Consider the following 268-nt stretch of genomic DNA (forward strand, 5'->3'; position numbering starts at 1 on the left):
GTATCAGCTCGCTCTCGACCGGCCTGAGCTCGACGGACAGCTCGGTCGCCTCGCTGTCGACCTCCACGTCGACGGGTCTGTCGTCGGCGACCAGCTCGATCGGCTCTCTGTCCACGTCGACTTCCACGGGCATCAGCTCGTTGTCCACGGGTCTGAGTTCCACCGACAGCTCGGTTGCCTCGCTGTCGACCTCCACGTCGACCGGCCTCTCGTCGGCCACCAGCTCGATCACGTCGCTGTCCACCTCGACATCGACCGGCATCGGCTC

1 protein-coding gene is annotated in these 268 nt (G+C 66.0%); it reads right to left on the minus strand.

The window, feature by feature from the left end:
* The coding region (locus tag SB751_RS31140; RefSeq protein WP_410749159.1) for a hypothetical protein at positions 1–268 on the minus strand (268 nt) is incomplete at both ends.

Source organism: Cupriavidus sp. SIMBA_020 (assembly GCF_046535395.1).
GTDB lineage: Bacteria > Pseudomonadota > Gammaproteobacteria > Burkholderiales > Burkholderiaceae > Cupriavidus > Cupriavidus campinensis.